This is a genomic window from Maribacter dokdonensis DSW-8, from assembly GCF_001447995.1.
GTDB lineage: Bacteria > Bacteroidota > Bacteroidia > Flavobacteriales > Flavobacteriaceae > Maribacter > Maribacter dokdonensis.
Window position 1 is genome coordinate 542,563 of sequence record NZ_LDPE01000002.1, and the last position, 19,323, is coordinate 561,885.

Sequence of the window (19,323 nt, forward strand, 5' to 3'; positions counted from 1 at the left end):
AAAGATTTATTGCCATCCGCCGCCAAGGGAACGATACAATTCTACTGTAGCAGATAATTGATCAAGTTTGTTGTCCACTAAACTTAGTTCTGCGTTCAAAGAGTTTTCTCTTGCCGTTAATAGGTCCAAATACGTAAGGTAGCCACTGTTCAATAACTCTTCAGAATTATCTTCAGCTCTTTTCAAGGCAACAACTTGCTTGCTTACAAAAGCCTCTTTTTCAACAGATATATTGTAGTCATATAAGGCTTCGGACACTTCTTTTCCGGCAACCAAAAGCGATTGTTTAAAGCTTAATAGCGATTGCTCTTGTTGTGCTTTTGCTACTTCATAGGCAGTTCTTACTTTTCTGCCATTGAAAATAGGTTGGGTTAGACCGCCTACTAAATTTGCGAAAATAGAGCTGGAATCTATCCAATTATCCAATTCTAAACTTTGAAATCCACCTTGTGCGGATAGGGTAATGGATGGATAAAAGTTACTTCTGGCAACATTGGTCAATTCAAAACTATTTACCAATCCGTATTCCGCCTGCATAATGTCTGGTCTGTTACGTAATAAAAGTGCAGGTACACCAAGTTGCATGTTGGCAGATAATTTTTGATCATCTAAAGTTCCACGGTCATAATCTTGTGGTGCCTCACTTAAAAGAATACTTAAAGTGTTTTCTGTTTTGTAAAGAGCATTTTTAAGATCCAATAATTGACTTTGTGCACTATACAATTGCGCTGCTGTTTGGTCTACGCCTACCTGGTTTTCTTGCCCGGCTTCTTTTAAAGCTGTAATGGTCTCTAAACTTTTAGAGCGGGTTTCAATAGTTTCTTCGGTAACTGAAATTTGTTTGTCCAAAGCCAATAATTGATAGTAGGTAGTTGCTATTTGTGATACCAGACTTGTCTTTACCACCCTATGAGCGGCAACAGTCTGTAAGTAACTTGCATCACTGGCCCTTTTTGTACTTCTGATCTTTCCCCAAATATCTGCCTCCCAAGACAATGTTCCAGAGGTTTCAAATTGGTTAAAAGGTTGCGTAAAAAAGCTACCGAATTGTCCGTTCTCACTAGTTCTAGCTGTTCTTGTAGCACTTGCGGCACCGTTCAAGGTAGGTAAATAACCAGCCTTGCCTTGTTTTACGTAAGCCTCTGCGGCCGCAATGTTCTGCAGTGCAATTCTTATATCTAAATTGTTCTGTAAACCTCTTTCAATATAAGTTCTTAGGTAAGTATCTGTAAAAAGATCCTTGTAAGACACTGAGGCAAAAGAAATACTGTCTTGTGGCAGATTATCTGTTCTGTACAGATTCTCTGTTTCTACACTAGGGCGTTCATACGTTTTTGCCGTAAAGCAAGACTGTAATAACAGTGGCAGTATGGCTACCAGTATAAGTTTATTTGCTATTATTTTATTCATGATTTCTATAGTTCTTTATTTTTCTATGGCTTCTTTTGGAGCACCGGTAAATCTTTCTTGAATAGATTGGAAAATGACGTATAGTGCCGGTATTACGAATACACCGAAAATGGTACCGATCAACATACCGCCAACGGCACTCATACCGATAGACCTGTTACCTACTGCGCCTATTCCACTGGATAGTGCCAATGGTAAAAGACCAAGGATAAAAGCAAAGGATGTCATTAAAATTGGTCTAAGCCTTGCTTTTGCACCATCAATGGCAGATTCCATTATTGACATGCCGTGCTTTCTACGCTGAAGCGCAAACTCAACTATTAGAATGGCATTTTTAGATAGCAGACCAATTAACATGATTAATGCAATTTGAAAATAAATATTGTTTTCTAGACCAAACAGGCTAACAAACCCAATGGCACCTGCAATACCTACCGGAAGCGATAATAAAATGGAGAATGGCAGTATATAAGATTCATACTGTGCACTTAACAAGAAATACACGAATACCAAACTCAATATAAATATGATGATGGTTTGACTACCAGCGCTATTCTCTTCTTTGGTAAGTCCGGAGTACTCATAGGTGTAATTATTGGGTAATACCTGAGCAGACACTTCTTCTATAGCGGTAATGGCATCACCGGTACTATAACCTGGGTTCATGGCACCGTTAATCTTTACAGAATTCAGTAAGTTGAATCTACTAACAATTTCAGGACCATATATTTTTTGTAGCGATACAAATTGAGACACCGCAACAGATTCTCCGTTGGCATTGGTCACAAAGATGTGGTTCAGTGACTCCTCATTCGCCCTATCTTCGGGTTTCGCCTGTATCATGACACGATATTGCTTACCAAACTTATTAAAGTCGGTAGTATACAGTCCTCCATAATATCCTTGCATAGCATTGAATACATCAGTTACTGCTAAACCTGCAGACTTGGTTTTTTCAATATCTACTTGCAGCTCATATTGTGGGAAATTAGGGTTAAAGGAAGTAATAGCATATTGAACTTCCGGACGTGCATTTAAAGCTGCCAAAAACTCATTGGTCGTTTGACCAATAGACTGCCAATCTTCTGCATCTTTATTCTGTAGATTCAGCTCAAAACCGGCCGAGTTACCAAAACCTCTAACCGCTGGAGGTGTAAAGAAAAAGATACGGGCATTTTTTAACCCTGCCGTTTTAGCAAAAAGCTGGCCAATGGTAGCCTCTACTGTTTGTGAAGGTTCTGTTCTTTCTTCCCAATCTTGTAAACGAATTACAGAGAAGCCGTAAGAACCCCCGTTAACACTGTTTAATATACTAAAGCCAGTAATGTTCATTCTTGCTTTAACAATATCCATTGATTCATAAATAGAATCTAATTGCTTAACGGTTTTTTGTGTTTCTTCCAATGTAGTACCAGGAGGCATAGTAACATCGGCAAAAATGATTCCTTTATCCTCATTTGGTATAAACCCGGTAGGTGTGGTCCTAAACATGAAAATGGTTAATACCGTGAATACTACTAAACTACCAATGGTAAGCCATTTATTTTTGGCAAATACTTTTACGGATCCTACATATTTGTCGGTTATAGTGTCAAAACCGGTGTTAAAGGCTGTAAAGAAACGTTGCTTCAATCCTTTTTTATGTTCTTCTGATGGATTGTGTGGTTTTAAGAACAGTGCTGCTAATGCCGGACTCAAAGTCAAAGCGTTAACTGCTGAAATTAATATGGCGATGGCCAATGTAATACCAAATTGTTGGTAGAATACCCCAGAAGAACCACTAATGAATGATACCGGAATAAATACTGCTGACATTACCAAAGTAATGGAAATAATGGCACCGGATATTTCGGACATCGCAGATTTCGTTGCCGTTTTTGCATTGGTGGCACCTTCCTCCATTTTAGCGTGAACCGCCTCTACAACTACAATGGCATCATCTACAACAATACCAATAGCCAAAATCATAGCGAACAAGGTCAACATGTTAATAGAATAACCAAATAGGGATAGGAAGAAGAATGTTCCTATAATGGCCACAGGTACTGCAATTGCAGGAATTAAGGTGGATCTGAAATCCTGTAAGAACAGGAATACAACCAAGAATACAAGTAAAAAAGCTTCAATTAAGGTTTGTACTACGTGCTCTATTGAGGCACTTAAGAAGTCTTTTGTGTTATATGGAATTACATAATCTAATCCGTCAGGAAAATCTGGTTGACTCTCTTGTAATATAGACTGTATTTGGTCAATAATTTCGTTTGCATTTGACCCGGAAGTTTGAAAAACCCCAACTGCTGTTCCAGGGTTACCCATACCTTCATTTTTGGTACCGTAATTAAATGCTCCTAATTCTACCTCTGCAACATCTTTTAAGCGTAAAAACTGTCCGTTTTCTTGAGCTCTAATAATGATGTCCTCATATTCTGCTTCTTCAGAAAGTCTACCTTTATATTTAAGAACATATTCATAAACACCATCTGCATTTTCACCGATTTTACCAGTTGCTGCTTCAAGGTTTTGTTCGTTTAAGGCTGCTTGAATATCAGAAGGCATAAGCTTATAGGCGGCCATCTTAGCTGGGTCTAGCCAAATACGCATAGAATAATCTTTGGCACCAAAAACCGTTACGTTACCCACACCTTCTATACGTTGAAGCTTAGGTACTAGGTTAATACGAGCATAGTTTTCTACGAACGTAGCATCATAATTATCATTTTCTGAGAATAATGAAAAGAACAGTAGTGCACTTGTTTGTGACTTTTGTGTAATTACACCTGTTTGTATTACAGCTTGCGGTAATACACTATTTGCCCTAGCTACTCTATTTTGAACGTTAACCGCCGCAATATCTGGATCGGTTCCTAATTTAAAGTAGACATTTATGGTGGCACTACCATCGTTACTGGCATTAGATGTCATATACAGCATGTCTTCCACACCGTTTATCTGTTCTTCTAATGGTACTACTACACTTTTTAGTACGGTCTCTGCGTTGGCACCCGTGTAAGTACTAGTTACCTGTACTGTTGGCGGTGCAATTTCTGGATATTCCTCAATAGGTAAGGTACTTAAACCTAAGACACCTAGAATTACTATAATAATCGATATAACCGTAGATAATACGGGCCGATCAATAAATTTTTGAAACATTGTTCTTTATTTATGTATTATGAAATAGCGGATGTTTATTTAACCGGAGAAATGGTCATACCGTCTTTAATTTTTGTAACACCTTCAAGAACAATTTGTGTTCCTGGTTCCAATCCGTTTTTAATGATAAAACCATGTTGCGTATTTGCAATAATATTCAACGGTTGTGTGGTTACTGTGTTATCATCCTCAAGAATGTAAACTAGTTTTTTACCCTGTAAATCTATGGTAGCAGATTGTGGTATTTCAAATGCATTTTCATAAACTGTGGGTAATTTAATTTTACCGGTACTACCACTGCTTAGCATGTTGTTTTTATTGTCAAAATCCGCTCTAGCGGTAACACTGCCCGTTGAACTATTAATAATGTTATTGATCATTGCAATTTTTCCTTCTTCGGGATATTCTTCGCCGTTGATCATAATTAAAGATACTTTAGGAGCTTGGCTAAGGTCCATTTGGTTCTTCTCATTTTTTGGCATAGACTCCTTAAGCTTCAAAAGCTCTTTTTCATTTAAGGAAAAGTATGCACGTACCTCACTAATATCAGAAACTGTAGTCAAAGGCTGGGTCATATTAGAGCTGACCAATGCGCCTACTTTAAATGGAATTTCACCAATATAACCGTCAACAGGACTAGTTATTCTAGAATAGCCAATATTAGAAGCTACACTTTCATAGTTGGCTTTTGCTTGAGCCAATTGGGCTTTTGCCGTTTCTAATTGAACTTCACTGATAATGTTCTTTTCAACAAGAGGCTTCAATTTATTTACTTCTACTTGTGCTACGTTAACAGAAGCCTTAGCAGCATTTGCATCTTGATTTAAGGTTTGGGTTTCTAATTTAAAAAGTAATTGTCCTTTCTTTATTTTCTGCCCTTCTTCAACATAAACTTCTTGTACAAATCCTGATACTTTTGGCCATATTTCAACATTTTGCTTTCCTTCTAAGGTGGTTGAAAATTCGTTGTAAACGGTTATAGTTTCGGGGCTTAGAGACGCTACTTTTAAACTAGGTGGCGGTGGTGCCGTAGCACCTTGTGCCGGTTGCTCAGATGAGCCAAAGCAAGAGCTCAATAGTAGAGCAGAACTTAATATTCCTATAATCGATAATTTTTTCATGATAGATAGTTGTTGTTTGTATGATTGTTTTTGCGTGTTAAGGTTTTGTTAATTCTGTAAGTTCGGTAATAAACGAACTAATTAAATAAAAAAATTAGTCATCTAATTTTTTAAGATTATTAATAGTTTGTTTAAAAATCTTTCTAGTTTCTTCTAAACAGTTAAGGTAGATTTCTTTTTTCTCTTTGTTTTCCTCATATTTTGTAATGTTGTGCTCTTTATTATATTCAGCGACTTTATCAATCATTTTGCATTCAGTTTCTAATTTTTTTAATGATTGTTTTAATTTGTTACTAAAGAATGCATCCTTTTCTGAAACTTTAAAATAACGTTTACGATCACCAGATTTAGTGAAATAGTTGATAAAACCAATTTGTTGTAAAAGGTTTAAAGATGTGGAAATAGAACTTTTACTAGCACCTCTTTTTTCAAGGCAATCATCAAACGTTAATCCATCTTCATCGGTTACCACAAGATTGGCAAATATTCTGGCAGCAAGAGGTGGTAGATCATACTCTGTTTCAAAGTATACTCCTAACTCCTCTATTAACACTTGCTTTCTTTGTTCTTTGTTCATCATTCTTAATTTGAAAGCACAAAGGTATGATTAGTTCGGTATCAAACAAACCAAAAGAACTTAAAAAGTGTTAAAATTATATTTTGTGCGGTATTTGGTAGAATATAATTTAAATAACTATCTGTTGTGTAGGCTTTTAATAGTAGTATGCTACAGTATTTACCATTGTTACTTGACTACAGTAATTTTAAAAAAATCATCATTCTCGTTAGGCAGGATCTCATGATCGGCACCATTATAAGTAGCACTTTGAACTGCATAGTAGGGACCGCAGCAAACGGAAGTTTGGTTCAATTCAACCAAATTGAGATTTAACGTATCAATTTCAGATTCTGAAAATCGTATGGTATAAATGCTTTCTCCACTTTTATCTTCAACTATAAAATTTAGAAAATCGTTAGAGTTAAAGGGTATTAAATCTATTTTAGATTCATTAGTGGTTATTGATATTTCTGAAATCGCGTAGGTGTTGTTCGTTATCAAATTATTACCGTCATTATCGATCAACTCAACAGAAAATAATTGTCCAACTGCACAATCAACTAAAGCACAATCTGTTCCCTCCTGAGAAACATCACAGGCATTGTTTAAAATAATGATGAATAATAAGATTACAATTTTAAGTTTCATGTTTTATTTACTAGATAGCCGCATGACGCATAGGTTGCTTTTAAAATCTTACTTAGCCAAAATGCCCTCTTTATTGATTAATTGAATATTAACCAAGTTATTTTCTGTCACGGTATTCTTTTCAAACACAAAACGTTTTTCGTACAATTTATTATCGGCATAAAATGTGACAAAAAATTCATTGTTCAAACCTAGAACATCTTCTTGAACAACTTCGATTTTTCTAAAAGACTTTGGTTGCATATCACCAATGCCATGTCTCATAGTTGAAGATTTGCGATCTTTATCATATCCTTTTGAAACGACCATGGTCATCTCAATAGGTGTGGTGCGATCGTTAATGATATAGGCATTCCAATCTTTATCCAAAAACTCTTTGTTCCATTCACGGATCATGGCAACATGGACATCTTTGGCAACCGGTATTTCAATATCTTTTTTCACGTAATGGTTTTACAGGGCGCTTTTAAATTGTTCTAAAAATCTAACATCATTTTCACTTAATAAACGAATGTCGGTAATTTGATGTAAAAGCATAGCAATACGATCTATACCTACGCCAAAGGCGAAGCCAGAATATTCATTGGGGTCAATTTTACAGTTGGTCAATACATTTGGATCAACCATACCACAGCCACCAATTTCTAACCAACCTGTACCTTTGGTTATTCTATAGTCTGCCTCTGATTCTAATCCCCAATAAACATCTACTTCTGCACTAGGTTCAGTAAATGGAAAATATGAAGGTCTTAGTCTAATTTTAGATTTCCCAAAAAGTTCAGAGGTAAAATATTGAAGTGTCTGTTTTAGATCCGCAAAAGAGACATCTTTATCTATATATAAGCCTTCAACTTGATGAAAGAAGCAATGTGATCTAGCCGAAATGGCTTCGTTTCTATATACTCTTCCAGGAGAAATAGTTCGTATAGGCGGCTTATTATTTTCCATATAACGTACTTGAACCGATGAGGTATGGGTACGCAATAGTATATCTGGATCAGTTTGTACAAAGAATGTATCTTGCATATCTCTTGCCGGATGATATTCCGGTAAGTTCAATGCGGTGAAATTATGCCAATCATCTTCAATTTCAGGACCTTCTGAAACATTAAAACCTATTCTTGAGAAAATATCAATGATTCTATTCTTTACAATAGATATTGGATGGCGCGATCCTAATTCAATAGGATTGCCTGGTCTAGTCAAATCACCATATAACTGCTCATCTGTTTTTGAATTCTCTAAAGCCTCTTTTAATTCCTCAACTTTTGCGGTTGCAGCTTGCTTAAGTTCGTTAATGGTTTGCCCAAATTCCTTTTTTTGTTCATTGGGTACATTTTTAAATTCAGCAAAAAAGTCATTAAGAATACCCTTTTTACCAAGGTATTTAATTCTAAATGTCTCAACAGCGTCAATATTATCTGCTGTGAACGAAGCTACTGTGGCAATTTCTTTCTTTATATTATCAATCATAAATGTTGATTAAAGCCGCAAATTTAAAACTTTTACAAGAGGTTTAATATGTTTTTGGCGGTTTATATAGGTTAAGTAGAGTTTATAGAATTAAAATGATACAAATACCTTTATATTAAAAATGTAGATAGAACATTCATTAATAAAAAAACCGATGTATGTACATCGGTTTTTTTAAATACTTTGTTAAAATGTATTTGCGGTTATGCATAAAATTCTACAGCTCCAGAAGCAATATCATACATAGCACCTACAATCTTAATTTCTCCGTTTTCTTCCATTTCTGCAAGTACCGGGCTTTGTTTTCTTATATTCTCTATAGTTAACTCCACGTTTTTAGCTGCTACTTTATCTACAAATTCTAAATTTTTTGAATTTCTAATGCTTTCATCTGCTGGTTCAGTTACGGCTTCTACAGCTGGTTCAATTTTATTGATCAATGCCGTTAGGTTTCCTAGCCTTGCGTGATCACAAGCTCCCTTGATGGCACCACAACTGGTATGTCCTAGAACAACAATTAATTTGGTTCCGGCTAATTTGCAACCGAATTCCATGCTACCAAGAATATCTTCGTTTACAAAATTACCTGCAATTCTAACACTGAATATATCGCCAAGTCCTTGGTCGAAAACCAGTTCTGCAGAAACTCTAGAGTCAATACAACTTAATATGGTTGCAAATGGAAATTGTCCTTCACTAGTATCATTTACCTGCTCTAACAGATTTCTGTTTGCTTTAAGGTTGTTTTGAAATCTTTCATTGCCTTCCTTTAAAAAAGTTAATGACTTTTCAGGAGTCATTGTAGCCTGTGTTTCTTTAGTATGTGCTTTCATAATGTTTTTAATATTTTAATTTGTCCAGTAATTTTTTCCTAATACTACTGCTATAATAGCGTTATAAACTTAAGCGTTTATAAAGTTTGGGTAAGTCATATGGACATTATTTTTTATTGTGTGTTAAAGGTACTGTTTAACTTAAGCTTAAATTAGATTTTGGTTTTTGCTTAAAAAACTCAATATAGCTAGGAGGGTTTTCAACCACACCTCTTTTGGAAATTAACTTAATATCAATATTTCTCTCCTTTGCCTTTAGGCTAAAATCCTCTAAAATTTCAATGATATCATAATCTAAATATCTAGTTTTCATAACATCCAATTCTAGGTAGGTGCCTTCTGGTAAACTGTCAAGTTCTTTTAAAATAGCTCCTTTGTTAATAAAAGTCACTTCTTCTGCTAAAGTCATTTTTATTTTGTTTTTACCATCACTATTATCTTCAATATGCAAAAAATGAGAGTTTTGGTAATTTTTTAAAAGAATAACGATAATACCAACAGCAAGACCTAAACTAATACCTATCAGTAAATCCGTAAATACGATGCCTAATACGGTTACAAAAAATGGAATAGATTGTTTCCAGCCAAGTTTGTACATTTTCATGAATAACGATGGTTTTGCTAGTTTAAAACCTACAATAAATAAAATTGCAGCTAAAACCGATAGCGGAATCATATTCAACAAAGTTGGTATTAAAATCACCGAAATCAACAGCAAGAATCCATGTATGATAGCCGATAACTTGGTTCTACCACCAGATTGAATGTTCGCGGAACTACGAACAATTACCTGTGTAATAGGCAAACCACCGATCAATCCAGATATGATGTTACCGGTACCTTGTGCTAATAATTCTCTGTTTGTTGGAGTAACATTTTTATGTGGATCTAACTTATCCGTAGCCTCAACACACAGTAATGTTTCTAAACTTGCTACCAAGGCAATGGTAAATCCTGTTACCCATACCTGAGGATTGGTTATGGCACTAAAGTTTGGAAAACTGAACTGACCAATAAATGATGCTGCATCTTCAGGAACTGGAACACTCACCAAATGATCTTTAGATATACCAAGTACTTCACTATCTTGGGTGACGATATAAAATATAATACCAACGGCAACCGCTACCAAAGGACCTTGTACCAATTGGAAGATTTTTCCTTTTTTAGACAGCACCTTATCCCATAGTAACAAAATAGATAGTCCTATAATTGCAATAAGGGTTGCACCCGGACTTATATTGTTGATGGTATTTAGAATTTCTGAAAAGGTGTTCTCTCCATCAACTTGAAAAAATGCCCAATCACCTTCTGGGTCGGCGTCATATCCAAAAAAGTGAGGAATCTGTTTTAATATAATAATGATACCTATACCGGTAAGCATACCTTTAATAACAGAAGACGGAAAATAATAACCAATAACACCTGCTTTTAAAACACCGAAAATTAATTGGATAATTCCACCTAAAACCACGGCAACCAAGAAATTTTGATAACCGCCCAAAGTACCAATGGCAGTAAGTACTATTGCCGCCAATCCGGCAGCTGGACCACTAACACCAATTTTAGAGCCACTAAGTCCGCCGACTACGACACCTCCAATTATACCGGCAATTAAACCTGAAAACAAGGGAGCTCCACTAGCTAATGCAATACCTAAACATAAAGGTAGCGCAACGAAAAATACAACGATACTCGCTGGAATATCACTTTTAATATGTTTGAACATGAAATACAAAATTTTGCCCTAAACTAAGGGCAGATTAGTTAAAATATTGAAAACGGTACAATTAACTAATATAATCTGGCGGGGGAGAAAAGACTTCTAAATATAAATCTAGATATCCTATTTTATTGTTGTTTCCAATTACGGAATTTTCATAAATTGAAATGAATGAAAAATCAATAAAATTTTCATTTACAAATTTTTCTTCCCCTAAGGATTTTTTACCGGATTCTTGCTCTTCTTCGTTTAAATTGGTAATAACAATAGGGTTTTCAACATCGCACAGGGTAATAATGCTTGGTGCAGTAATTGCAAAAAGCCAAAATATTAAAAGAGTTAAACGTGCGATTAATTGCATATACTAAAATAAGAAAGGTAAAGATAGTACCCAAACGGGTATAAACTGTTAACAAGGTACTAAAAATCCTTTAACAATCTTATATCATCTTGCGGTAACCAACCCGTTTTACCGTCCGTTAGTTTAATTTTTTTCCAGTCTTCCAATTGGTCTAGAACATTCACCTTTGTACCGGCATGTATTACAAAAACTTCAGCGCTGGTGGTATTGGGTTCCGCTTTAACGGTACTCTCTTCTGCAAAAACAATTGCTGGTTGGTCTTTGTCAAAATCAGCTCTTTGCACGTAAGCAAACAATACCGAAATTATACAGAAAAACAGTGCGAGTAAACTACCAATAAACGTAAATCTTTTTCTAGTTGAATAGTTGGAATAATAAAATAAAATATAAAGTAGTACAAAAAGGATCATGAAGGTTATTCCCAAATATGCCCATTGGTCAAAGGTTAGTTTACCGGTAACGTTTTTATAAAGTCTAGCCAAACCAGTCTCGGGCATGGTATCAATAGCGTCTATGGTCATATTTTGAGCATAGCTAAGATTGGTTTTTATTTCTTGATCATTTGGCGATAGTAGCAGGGCTTTTTCATAGAAATAGATACTTTCTGCAATCTTATTTTGTTTGTAATAAGCATTGCCCAGGTTATAATACAGGGCAGATGAATGCTTACCATTATCCAGGATATTGTTATAAAAACTTACCGCTTTCCCATAATCTCCCGCATTATATGCATCGGTAGCCTGCTCAAACAATTGATCGTTCTGAGCGGTACACAGTAGAACCATAAATAGGCCAATAAGAGTAACTAGCTTTTTGAACATGTTTATAATTGTTTATCCATTATAGAAATTACTTCGCTCGCTTTATCATAATCTGCCTGCATCTGTACATTTGAAAAAGGGCTGTACCTAGCAGCTTCGCAGTTTTTAAGTAATGCTATAAAACTATCAACAGTGGTAGGGTCTATATTTTTTTCAGTGAGTAATTCGGTAATTTTATCTTTACTGAACTCTGAGGTCTCAATTTTTAACTTGGCTTTCAGGTAATTATGAAGAGCTCTTTCTAAGGCAATATAAAAGGAGTCTTTGTTACCCAATTCTTTTCTGGCCGCAGATAAATATTTACGTGCCAATTTGTTTGCCTTTCTTATTTTATTACCTACAATATCGCCGGCCATTGCATCTCTCTTCTTTCTAAATACTATTGCAATAGGGATTAATAATAATGGGCATAACAACCAAAGGTAAAATGAGGTGGAACCAAAAAAATAGGAATAACCTTTTCCGGATAAATTAGGGTTCAACTTGATAAAATTGAATTGATTTCCACTGGCGACAACCGATTGTTTTTGATTATTGGTAGAAGCAGAAGCATTGAAAGATGCGCTTAGAGGTCCTTCTAAAACATTGATTACTATTTCATCTGAGGTAAGTGTGGCATATTTACCTGTTGATGGATTAAAATAGCTAAAGTTTAAAGATGGAATTGGGTATTTTCCTCTAAATGATGGTACAATGGTATATTGGTTGCTTACCTTACCCTGCATGCCGGCCAATGTAGTTCTGACCCCTTCCGTAAATTCTGGCTCATAAACTTCTAAGGCACTTGGAAGTTCAAGTTCAGGAAGCTTAAACAGTTTAAGATTTCCTTTTCCACTAACTTCTACGGTAGCTTGCAAAGATTCAGAGGCATTTAAACTTGTTTTACTAGTAGTTACGGCAAAATCAAAATCCCCAACGGCGCCGTTAAAATTGGCGGGCTGATTATCTAATGGTAAAGGTTTCACATTAATAGTCCTATTACCGGCAGATACGGTTTTATTTGTTTGAGCGTACATACGCTGACCAAAGAAATCTCTTCTTCCTGTGGGTACGTCTACGGTAACATCTAGGGATAAGGGTTCTATATCTAGTTTACCGGATTTTTGGGGATACAATACTACACGTTTTAATATGACATAGCGATAAGGTTTTCCCTTATATATACCATTTTGGGCACTTAGGGCATTCACTTTAATGTCTTGGCTCCAAAAATTATTGTAAGTAGGATTGTCCAACGGTTGATAGTTGGATACACTAATATTAGGACTCACATACAACTTGTAAATAACCGTAATAGCTTCGTTTAAATATGGGTTGGATTTAGAGACTTCTGCAACTAAATGTAAATTTTCATCGGCAATATCATCAGCGGTCATTTGATCGCTTGGTTTGTCTACCGCGGCAGTAACCTCAACATCTTGCGCTAGTGATTTATAGGTCTCGCCACCAATAACAATAGTAGCCTGTTTTATGGTAAACTTACCCCTGGCGGTAGGTGCCAAGGTGTATGAATATGATTTGGAATAACTTCTAACCCCGTTGATCCAAGATGAACTTATAGATTGCGACGGACCCATAATAACTTTGAAACCAGTAAAGTCCGGAGGGCTAAAATTATCACCATCACGGTTCATGACAAAGTCTACCCTTAACCTTTCATTGATGCCAAGCTTTGGTTTGCTCAACTTCATTTCAAAAGTAACGTCATTATTGCCTTGGGCCATCATCAAAACAGATGATAGAAAAACGGTTAATACTAACCCTAGTTTAGTTATGGACTTAAAGTCTACCAATCCTTTTCGTTTTTAATTTTAGCACCTTTTACTTTCTTGGCATCAATTTTATCTTGAACCTTTTTCTCTGCATTTTGCATTGCCCTTAATAAGTTCTCAACTTGTTGCTTGGAAAGTTGGTTAGGTCTGGGTTGTTGTTGGTTCTGTTCATTTTCTCCATCACCTTGTTCAGGCTTTTTTTGTTGATCAGATTTATTGTCCCCGTCACCTTCACTATTATCATCTTTTTTCTCTTCATCTTGATCCCCTTCATCACCCTTGTCACCGTCTTCACCTTGATCTTTCTTATCCTCGTTTTCTCCTTCGTCCTTTTTGTCTTGATCTTTATTCTCGTCTTGATTCTCTTTGTCCTTGTCCTTATCGTCTTGGTTCTGTTTATTTTCGTCTTGATCTTTTTTAAGAAGCTCTTTTGCCAAAGCTAGGTTATAACGGGTTTCCTCATCGGTTGGATCGTTACGCAATGCTTCCTTATATGCCTCAACAGCCTTGGCGTAATCTTTACGTTTCATGAAAACATTGCCCATATTATGGTAGGCTTTGTGTTTGTCAGCTTTGGAGGTAGAGGTCTCACCAGCTTCCTTAAACCTGCTAAATGCTTCATTATACGTTTCATTATTATAATAAGCATTACCTAAATTATAGGGTGCGGCGCTATTATCCGGGCTTTTGGAAATCGCTTTTCTGTAATCTACTTCGGCGGCAATAAAATTGTCTTCTGATAAAGCCTTGTTACCATCCCAAGTTAAATTGGTAGATAACCTTAAAGCTTTTTCTTTTTCCTTCTCGTCTACCTCTTGAGCAAAAGATGAAAAGCAAACAAGAAGTAATACTAAAATTGTGCTTGTGTTATTCATTTCTTTTCTCATTGAACAAATTGAGTTTCTTTAACCAGCTTGTCTTGCGGTCCAAGATAAAAATATCTAAAAAGAGAAGCAATAGTGCCCCGCCAATAAACCATTGAAACTGATCTTTATATTCTGCGAATTGTTTGGCTTCAAATTCTTTTTTATCCATTTTCAACAATTCTTCTTTTATGAACTCTACGGCAGCATCAGTGTTAGACCCGTCAATATATTGTCCGTCACCTTCACTTGCTATATCTACTAGAACACTCTCGTTTAATTTTGTAATTACGGTTTCACCTTGACTATCTTTCTTCAGGCTTTCTAGTATACCGTTTCTTTTAATGGGTATAGGAGCTCCCTTTTCTTTACCAACACCAATAGTATAAATAATGATTCCTTCATCTGCAGCATCTTCAACAGCGTCTATAGTTGATCCTTCTGAGTGATCTTCACCGTCAGAAATTATAAATAGAACCCGGTTGGTTTGTTCGGCATCATCGTAGTAAGTAGTGGCCAATTCAATAGCTTGGTCAATTGCCGTACCTTGTGATGTTAGCATATCTGTATTCATACTTTGCAAAAACATCTTTGCAGCACCATAATCAGTGGTAATAGGTAGTTGCGGGTAGGCTTGACCGGCATAGGCAATTATACCTATTCTATCGCTTGCCAGTTGGTTGATAATTTCGGAGACCAAACGTTTGGCCTTCTCCAAACGATTGGGGGCAATGTCTTCTGCCAGCATACTTTTACTGACATCAACAGCAAAAACAATATCTACACCTTCACGTTTAACGGTTTCTAGTTTTGTGCCAATTTTAGGGTTGACCAAACCAATGATCAATAAAGCCAAGGCCAATATAAATACCACAAGTTTAATACCACCTTTGTTGTATGAACGGTTGGGCGTTAGCCTTTTTAATAGATCGGTATTTGCAAATTTTTTCTGTGTTCTCTTTTTCCAAACCAATAACAAAAGGAACAGTACCACTATCACCGGAATGATAATAAGCAAATAGAAATATATTTTTTCGTCGTACTGTATCATATTATACAAAGCTTCTAAATACCGTGTTTCTTAATATCCATTCTAACAAAAGCAACCCTAGTGCCAAAAGTGCCCAAAATCTAAATTTCTCTTCGTAACGATAATATTTAAATTCCTCTACTTCGGTTTTTTCTAACTTATTGATCTCATCGTAGATTTCTTCCAATGACTCATTGTCCGTAGCTCTAAAATATCTACCACCCGTAGCACTTGCAATGTCTTTTAGAAGATTTTCATCGATTTCTACTTGTCTCATGCCATATCTAAAAGAACCATCTGGATTGTATTGTATGGGAGTTAAAGCATTTCCGTTAGTTCCTATAGCGATGGTATACGTTTTAATGCCAAATTCAATAGCTAGGTCTGCAGCCGTCTGCGGCTCTATAAAACCAGAATTGTTTACACCATCGGTCAATAAAATGATAATTTTACTTTTTGCCGTACTCTCTTTAAGTCGGTTTACAGAGGTTGCCAGCCCCATACCAATGGCAGTACCGTCATCCAATTGTCCATAAGTAATTTCAGACAGCGCGTTGAGCACTATAGATTTGTCTGTGGTAATAGGTGTTTTTGTGTAACCTTCACCGGCATATACAACAAGACCTATACGATCGTTTGGTCTCTCTTTTATAAAATCTGCGGCAACTTTCTTTAATGCCGATAATCTATTGGGTTTTAGATCGCGTGCCAACATACTTGAAGACACGTCTATGGCCATAACAATATCAATACCCTTTGTAGTTTTTGTTCTGGTAGAAATATCCTCGGTCTGTGGTCTTGCCAGCGCAACTATAATGGCGCCCAAAGCCAGTAATCTTAATAAGAAAAGTACTGGTTTAAGTTTTGGTAAAATACTGTTATGGCTAAATCCTTTGGCACTAGAAATTCGTAGTGATGCAGTTTGCTCTTTTTGTTTAAAGATATACCACACAATTGCCAATGGCAGTAATAGGAACAGCCAAAAGAAATCAGGATTTGCAAATGATATATTATCGAACATTTATGCTTCTGTTTTTACTTCTACCGATGTTAAAATACGGTCTACTATTTCTTGTGCGTATGTGTCTTCTTCTAACCAGGTGAGTATTACATATTGTTGAAAGCCTTTTCCGCCAAAAAGTAATACTGCATATTCGCCATCAATTAATTCTTCCGATTCGGGCATAGGAAACTTGCCACTACCAAAAACCTTAACACCTTTTACCCCGCTAATAGTGCTAAATTCCTCTTGTTTGGTAATGATGTTCTTAGCTCCCTGACTTTCAAAATTTGATAGTATTTGTTCAATGGTCTTATCAAATTCTGGTTCTATATCTTGTTGTGCTAAAGTGATGCTGGTTGTACCAATGTTAAAAAGTGCAATTGGACTTCTATATTCAAAAGCTTGGATATCCGCTATGGCAGCTTTTGCTTCTGCCGGTAATTTTATCTTTTGGCGTACCAGTACTTGTGGGGTTTCTAATTGTATTGGCGGAAAACCATAGCTACTTTGTACCCATTCACCTTCTAAAAGCTCTTTTGTTGGGTGGCCCAGAACAGTGTCTTTTAAATAACCGAAACCAAATTTAACACCGGCAATGGTAATACCTATCAATATTACTGCTACTGCGGATATTACTGCAATTTGTATTTTTTTCTTTTTTGCCTTTCGCTCTAATTCTTCTTGGTATTCAGCTTGCTCCAGCAATTCTTCTTCTGTAGGTTCAGGTAAAGCCTCGTGTGTTTTTTCTACTATTTGCTCAACCAGTTTTCGATCTTGTTCAGCAACAGTTGTAGAAGGTTTGTTCTTTGCGAATTTTACTAAATCTGCCGTTTGTAAAATTTGTTGAAACTGTTTTATAGTATCATCATCTAGTTTTAATTCGCCAGCATCCTTTAGTAGTTCTAACTTTTCGATCAGTTGACCGGTGGTACTCTCTAAAGCAGTTACGTGGGCATCTTCTTCTAAGTATGAACGTACAATGGTGGTTAATTCAGAATAATATTGCTTGTATTCATCTTGAATTAAATACTTGGAGTTTTCTAACTTTTTAAGTTCAAGTAATGCCCTGTCGTATGGTGGTAACAGTGCTACTTTTTCTTCTTCGGTCAATGGTTTTTTGCGTAAGACGAACCAGTAGAAAAGTCCTCCTAAAATCAAAAGGATCAAAAGACCGATAAGTAGGTATTTCCAAAAGGTATAATTACTTTTTTCTACATTGATTATTGGTTTTATGTCATACATTTTCTGATTCAGGGTATCTACAGGAACCGTAGCTACATTGATCAAAGAAGAATCGGTCATAAAACCGGTGCCGTTGATGTCAATACGTTGAGATGGTAATTTATAGGCGCCGGAATCAAATTGGGTTAATGCGTATATTTTTTGGAGCGTAAGCCGATCCTTATTTCTAGTGGTATCCGTTGCAAAGGCTTCAACGGTTTCCAATGGCGAAAATGTTTGCCCTTCAGGAAAAATTACAAAGTCTGTAGAATCTATATCTACGGTAACCTTCCATTGAACCTGTTCACCTATTTTTATAAAAGTTGTATCTATCTCAGTGGATATTCGTGGACTTTCTTGAGCGCTCATTTTAGAGCCGCATAATAGAAATACGAATACGGGTAATACACGTAAAAAGTACGATACACCTATTTTATTTGTTCTATTAGTATAACTCATTCGTATCAACCTCTTCTTTTAAAATAGCCCAATAATTTTTTCACATAACTTTCATCTACCCTACAGTCTAAAACACCGCAACCTGATTTTGTAAAAGACTCCTTGAAATAGGTAACACGCTCTCTGTGAAACTCAGCATAGGCATTGCGTACTTTTTTAGATTTGGTATTCACCAATTGCAATTTGCCCGTTTCGGCATCTTCCATTTGTACCATACCCAAGTTGGGAATAGATTCTTCACGCTCATCATAAATACGGATACCCGTGACATCATGTTTGCTACCTGTAATCTTTAAAGTTTTCTCATATCCTTCATCAATAAAATCAGAAAGCACAAAAACAATGGCTTTTTTCTTCATAACACTGCTCAAAAATTTCAGCGCTTGGGCAATGTTGGTTTTATTACTTTTAGGCTTAAACTCCAATAACTCCCTAATGATTCGCAGAACATGCGTTTTACCTTTTTTGGGCGGAATAAAAAGTTCTATTTGATCGGAGAATAATATTACACCTACCTTATCATTGTTTTGTAAGGCGCTAAAAGCTAAAGTGGCAGATATCTCCGTCACAATTTCATTTTTAAACTGGTTGGTAGTACCAAATAATTCTGAACCACTAATGTCTACCATTAGCATCATGGTCAGCTCTCTTTCTTCTTCAAAGACCTTAATGTAGGGTTCGTTATAACGAGCGGTTACGTTCCAATCTATATTTCTAACATCATCTCCAAATTGATACTGCCGTACTTCACTAAACGTCATACCACGACCCTTAAAGGTAGAGTGGTATTCCCCACCAAATATATGGTCAGAAAGACGTCTTGTCTTAATCTCTATTTTACGTACTTTTTTGAGTAGCTCTTTGGTATCCATT

At 36.1% G+C, this 19,323-nt stretch carries 17 protein-coding genes; all 17 read right to left on the bottom strand.

The features are described from left to right. Positions 1 to 6: 6 nt before the first annotated feature. Positions 7 to 1,410: a TolC family protein gene (locus I600_RS11920; protein ID WP_058104753.1), complete on the bottom strand. Its 1,404-nt coding sequence runs from the start codon at positions 1,408 to 1,410 to the stop codon at positions 7 to 9. 15 nt (positions 1,411 to 1,425) lie between these two features. Continuing rightward, positions 1,426 to 4,563: an efflux RND transporter permease subunit gene (locus I600_RS11925; RefSeq protein ID WP_058104754.1), complete on the bottom strand. Its 3,138-nt coding sequence runs from the start codon at positions 4,561 to 4,563 to the stop codon at positions 1,426 to 1,428. 35 nt (positions 4,564 to 4,598) lie between these two features. Then, the gene (locus I600_RS11930) at positions 4,599 to 5,684 is read right to left on the bottom strand and encodes an efflux RND transporter periplasmic adaptor subunit (RefSeq protein WP_058104755.1); all 1,086 of its coding nucleotides are present in this window, start codon (positions 5,682 to 5,684) and stop codon (positions 4,599 to 4,601) included. Positions 5,685 to 5,778: 94 nt separating this feature from the next. After that, positions 5,779 to 6,264, bottom strand: a complete 486-nt coding sequence (locus I600_RS11935) for a GbsR/MarR family transcriptional regulator (protein WP_245188882.1) — start codon at positions 6,262 to 6,264, stop codon at positions 5,779 to 5,781. A gap of 165 nt (positions 6,265 to 6,429) precedes the next feature. Next, positions 6,430 to 6,891, bottom strand: coding sequence for a hypothetical protein (locus I600_RS11940; protein WP_058104757.1), 462 nt, complete (start codon positions 6,889 to 6,891; stop codon positions 6,430 to 6,432). 48 nt (positions 6,892 to 6,939) lie between these two features. Next, the gene (locus tag I600_RS11945) at positions 6,940 to 7,335 is read right to left on the bottom strand and encodes a hypothetical protein (protein ID WP_058104758.1); all 396 of its coding nucleotides are present in this window, start codon (positions 7,333 to 7,335) and stop codon (positions 6,940 to 6,942) included. A 9-nt stretch (positions 7,336 to 7,344) separates the two neighbouring features. Continuing rightward, a complete protein-coding gene (pheS, locus tag I600_RS11950) occupies positions 7,345 to 8,364 on the bottom strand; it encodes a phenylalanine--tRNA ligase subunit alpha (protein WP_058104759.1) in 1,020 nt (339 codons plus the stop codon). Positions 8,365 to 8,567: 203 nt separating this feature from the next. Continuing rightward, positions 8,568 to 9,197, bottom strand: a complete 630-nt coding sequence (locus I600_RS11955) for a carbonic anhydrase family protein (RefSeq protein ID WP_058104760.1) — start codon at positions 9,195 to 9,197, stop codon at positions 8,568 to 8,570. A 136-nt stretch (positions 9,198 to 9,333) separates the two neighbouring features. After that, positions 9,334 to 10,926, bottom strand: coding sequence for a SulP family inorganic anion transporter (locus tag I600_RS11960; RefSeq protein WP_058104761.1), 1,593 nt, complete (start codon positions 10,924 to 10,926; stop codon positions 9,334 to 9,336). 61 nt (positions 10,927 to 10,987) lie between these two features. Next, a complete protein-coding gene (locus I600_RS11965; RefSeq protein WP_058104762.1) occupies positions 10,988 to 11,281 on the bottom strand; it encodes a hypothetical protein in 294 nt (97 codons plus the stop codon). Between the two features lie 59 nt (positions 11,282 to 11,340). Continuing rightward, a complete protein-coding gene (locus tag I600_RS11970; RefSeq protein ID WP_058104763.1) occupies positions 11,341 to 12,102 on the bottom strand; it encodes a tetratricopeptide repeat protein in 762 nt (253 codons plus the stop codon). A gap of 2 nt (positions 12,103 to 12,104) precedes the next feature. Beyond that, positions 12,105 to 13,829, bottom strand: a complete 1,725-nt coding sequence (locus tag I600_RS11975; RefSeq protein WP_058104764.1) for a BatD family protein — start codon at positions 13,827 to 13,829, stop codon at positions 12,105 to 12,107. Positions 13,830 to 13,888: 59 nt separating this feature from the next. After that, positions 13,889 to 14,761, bottom strand: coding sequence for a tetratricopeptide repeat protein (locus I600_RS11980; protein WP_058104765.1), 873 nt, complete (start codon positions 14,759 to 14,761; stop codon positions 13,889 to 13,891). Then, positions 14,742 to 15,788 carry a VWA domain-containing protein gene (locus I600_RS11985; RefSeq protein ID WP_058104766.1) on the bottom strand — a complete coding sequence of 349 codons (1,047 nt, stop codon included), beginning with the start codon at positions 15,786 to 15,788 and terminating at the stop codon, positions 14,742 to 14,744. The genes I600_RS11980 and I600_RS11985 overlap by 20 nt, the downstream gene beginning before the upstream one ends. Before the next feature lies 1 nt (position 15,789). Next, complete coding sequence (locus I600_RS11990; RefSeq protein WP_058104767.1) at positions 15,790 to 16,788, bottom strand: vWA domain-containing protein; 999 nt, start codon at positions 16,786 to 16,788, stop codon at positions 15,790 to 15,792. Then, positions 16,789 to 18,450 carry a hypothetical protein gene (locus I600_RS11995; RefSeq protein ID WP_058104768.1) on the bottom strand — a complete coding sequence of 554 codons (1,662 nt, stop codon included), beginning with the start codon at positions 18,448 to 18,450 and terminating at the stop codon, positions 16,789 to 16,791. Between the two features lie 5 nt (positions 18,451 to 18,455). Continuing rightward, positions 18,456 to 19,322, bottom strand: coding sequence for a DUF58 domain-containing protein (locus I600_RS12000; protein WP_058104769.1), 867 nt, complete (start codon positions 19,320 to 19,322; stop codon positions 18,456 to 18,458). Position 19,323: the final 1 nt, after the last annotated feature.